This window comes from Alteromonas sp. 14N.309.X.WAT.G.H12, from assembly GCF_036697315.1.
GTDB lineage: Bacteria > Pseudomonadota > Gammaproteobacteria > Enterobacterales > Alteromonadaceae > Alteromonas.
Genome location: NZ_JBAHZB010000183.1, coordinates 1 through 3,632, shown reverse-complemented (window position 1 = coordinate 3,632; position 3,632 = coordinate 1). Strand labels below are relative to the sequence as shown.

Sequence of the window (3,632 nt, the reverse complement as noted above, 5' to 3'; positions counted from 1 at the left end):
ATCTTCTTCCGTTTGTGGAGGAACACCCCAACACCAACCCTCAACGAGCACAACGTCCACGGGCTTGGTAATCACTGGCCACGTATCTTGGGGCTTAGGGTTATCGGTGGATTTATCAAATCGGGGCAAGGCCACGGTGTCGCCCCTAATCAGCGCTTTGAATGTGTCTTTGGCCAGTTGAGTATCGTGAGTCCCCGGTACGCCCCGTGTTTTTAGAAGAGGATGAACGGTTTCACTTAACGTTACTCTGGCCCCAGATGAAAGATAAAAATCATCCAATGAAACGGTGACGGCGGTAAGTCCATGGAGCTCGGATAACGCATAGACAAGAAAGTCACAGACTGTCGATTTACCCGAGCCTTGGCAACCGTTTATCCCCACAAAGAAGGGTTCGTTTGCACCTTCATGGTGCGTGGCAATATCTTGCGCAAGAGGGACGAACCATTTTTGTGCAATGTCAGCATAACTTGCTGGTAACTGGTGTTCGGTTAGAAAACCTTTTAAATCCATATTGCTACCTGTTTGACGAGCCATAAGGCTGTTCTATCTCTGTAATATAACTACAACTATTATGCCAACAAAGGTAACGGCGAATGGAATAACACTACTTTTTCGTCGCGACAATGACGGCACGTTGTGGTGCAGGGTAGCCCTCTATAGTCAGACTGTGGTCGTTTGGATCAAGAAAATCCTTTAACGATTGAGAGGTCATCCACTCGGTGGTACGTTGTTCATCGATGGTGGTAACACTGATATCTGCAACCTTAATATCAATAAAACCAAGTCGGTTTAACCACACTTTTAATGCCTCAACACTGGGTAAAAACCAAACATTACGCATTTGAGCATAGCGTTCGCCAGCCATAAGTACCGTGCGCTCATCGCCATCCACCACCAAGGTTTCCAGTACTAATTCGCCACCCTTGCGCAATTGATTTTTCAACTGTTGTAAAAATAGCATAGGATCTTTTCGATGATAGAGTACCCCCATAGAAAAAACCGTATCAAAGGCATTATTTTCAGGCATGTGTTCTATGCCTAAAGGAAGAAAATGGATCCTCGGATCATGATGAAAGTGTTTTATGGCCTGAAACTGAATAAGAAACAACTGCGACGGATCGATACCAAATACGCTGGCCGGCTCGTGGGCTAACATGCGCCACATATGGTAACCGCTGCCACAACCAACATCTAAAACATGCCTGTCTTTTAAGTCACTGATATGGGGGAGTACTCGATCCCACTTCCAGTCAGAGCGCCACTCCGTGTCGATATGGATCCCATGAAGCCAAAAAGGACCTTTGCGCCAGGGCGCAAACTGTTTTAATAAGCCTTCTATTTGTTTGCGTTGATACCCATCTAAATCCGATTCTGAACCAATTTGGACTTTATCGGTTAACTCAATGACAGAAGGTTGGGTGGGCGGCAGTTTTGCTAATAAGCGACACCATTTGGCCAGTTCCCCATGCTGTTCATGCTGACGCCAGTGTGCTAACTGCATAGGCAGGGTTTCCATCCAGGAAGAGAGAGGGCTACCAATGATTTGGCGGTAGCAGTCGTTAAACCACTGTTCGGTATTTTTAGACATTATTGTTTACCTATTTGCGCTTTTAACGGCAACCAATGAACAGAAGTTATAACACTTAAACCACATTACCACATCGGCAAATCCCACATTTTTCAACCGTGATTCATGGGTTTCAAAGGTGTCTGTAAGCATGACGTTTTCCAAGGCTGCGCGCTTTTGGCTTACTTCAAGTTCACTATAGCCATTGTTTCTCTTAAATTGATGGTGTAAATCAATAAGTAAGCGATTTCCCTGTTCGCTGGGATGTTTTATTTTCTCAGACAAAATAAGAATGCCGCCAGGGTTGAGGCCGTTAAATATACTGGTTAACAGGGCTTCTCTTTCCTCAGGGGCAATAAACTGCAGGGTAAAATTCATGATTACCATCGATGCGTTTTGGATCACTGTATCGGTGGCGGATTCACAGCGTAACTCAATGGGATTGGGCAAGTGAAAACTGCTGGTAATCCGTTCACAACGTTCAAGCATGGCCGGTGAGTTATCCACACCAATAATTTTGCATGTGGTGTGCTGACTGTTTCTTGCCACAGCTAAACTCGCAGCACCCAATGAACAGCCTAGATCGAACACATGACTGTCTGGCGTAACATAGGTTTTGGCTAAATCACCGATGGTATGCAGTATGGTCTGATAGCCAGGAACGGATCGCTGAATCATATCGGGAAAGACATCAGCGACTTGTTCATCAAAACGAAAGTCGCTGACCTTATTCATAGGTGACGCAAAAATATTATCGGGCTTTTGCACGGTTTGGATACCCACTGACAATTATCGAAAGGACGCCAATTTTACTCAAAAGTGCATGTTTTTACATACCTATTGCAGAAATTTTGTAATAATACTTCAACTTTAAGCTTTGTATCTTATTAGTCTAAAGTATAAGATGAAGCGAATAAATTAACTTTTTTGTTTGAGCGAACACAGTATGACTCGTATTTTAGTTGCAGATGATCATCCACTGTTCAGGGAAGCACTCAGTGCCGCTCTTGAGCCCCATTTTAAGGACGCAGAGATCCTTGAAGCTGACAGTTTAGAGTCTACGTTGAAAGTGCTTGGTGAAAACGATCAAGTGGACTTATTGTTATTGGATCTCAATATGCCGGGCGGGGAGTATTTTAACGGATTAATTTCTGTCAAAGACAGTTACCCTGCATTACCAATTGCGGTTATTTCCGCCAATGAATCTATCGAAGTGGTGGCCCAGGTGATGGGGTTGGGGGCGGAAGGTTTTATCCCTAAATCAACCCCCACTGCGCAAATTGCTGAGGCCATCATCACTGTCAAAGATGGCGGTAGCTGGGTGCCTGAAACAATGAAAGACGAGCTGGAAAACGTGGATGAGGAAATGACAACGTTGCTCAAGCGTTTTAGAGAGCTGACACCAAAACAAATCCAGGTGTTAAGTTATCTGCGGGCAGGGTTGATGAATAAGCAAATTGCCCACGAAATGAACGTAACGGAAGCAACGATAAAAGCACACATCAGCGCCATTTTACGTAAATTGGAAATTAACACCCGTACCCAAGCGGTGTTGTTGATGGATAAACTTCAGTTTAACTGATGCAAAGGTAGTAGTCTTTCATCGCCAATAAAAAAGCCGTCAATTGACGGCTTTTTTGATCCTGATTGTTTGAAAGCTAGCTTTGGCTATTGATCTTCGCTACTAATTCTTCGTGGTCGAAATCGTCCACATTGATCGTGCGTAATCGTCCTGCTTCGGCAACGTTAAGTAACCTAGCTTCATCCTCCGTTATCCAACCTTCTTGCAAAGCTTCGTCTGCCAATACATCCAGGTTAGTGAAGGACAGTTTTGCCCCTTTGTTGTCACAGATTTTGTCAAAAATCGGTTCGACAGCGATGATATTTTCAAGGGTTTGCTCTAAATCCCCAAACAGATTGCCTTCTTCTCGGGTGAGGTATTGGCCGTCACCCAAACGTGTGCGAGGTAAACTCGGTGTCTGCAGTATCTGGGCTACGGTGTGTTCAAGGGTATCGCTGGGTTTCTTACAACGGCGACCAAATGGCAACACTAACAGGCGTAAGG

At 44.7% G+C, this 3,632-nt stretch carries 4 protein-coding genes and 1 pseudogene; 1 reads left to right on the top strand and 4 read right to left on the bottom strand.

Annotated elements, in window-relative coordinates; all coding sequences use genetic code 11:
• From V5298_RS20085 to cmoA, 3 genes and pseudogenes are all read right to left on the bottom strand, one after another.
• Positions 1–534 (bottom strand): annotated as a pseudogene (locus V5298_RS20085) (kinase); the annotation flags it as partial.
• A gap of 70 nt (positions 535–604) precedes the next feature.
• A complete protein-coding gene (gene cmoB / locus V5298_RS20080; protein ID WP_332933197.1) occupies positions 605–1,588 on the bottom strand; it encodes a tRNA 5-methoxyuridine(34)/uridine 5-oxyacetic acid(34) synthase CmoB in 984 nt (327 codons plus the stop codon).
• 6 nt (positions 1,589–1,594) lie between these two features.
• Entirely contained in the window at positions 1,595–2,335 is a 741-nt protein-coding gene (gene cmoA / locus V5298_RS20075; RefSeq protein WP_332933196.1) for a carboxy-S-adenosyl-L-methionine synthase CmoA, read from the bottom strand.
• Positions 2,336–2,513: 178 nt separating this feature from the next.
• Here cmoA and V5298_RS20070 point away from each other — a divergent pair, with 178 nt between their 5' ends.
• Positions 2,514–3,149 (top strand): response regulator transcription factor, encoded by a 636-nt coding sequence (locus V5298_RS20070; protein WP_332933195.1) that lies wholly within the window; start codon positions 2,514–2,516, stop codon positions 3,147–3,149.
• 76 nt (positions 3,150–3,225) lie between these two features.
• Here the strand turns inward: V5298_RS20070 and V5298_RS20065 are convergent.
• Positions 3,226–3,632, bottom strand: a 407-nt coding sequence (locus V5298_RS20065; RefSeq protein WP_332933194.1) for an acyl-CoA dehydrogenase domain-containing protein, incomplete at its 5' end; no start/stop codon positions are given.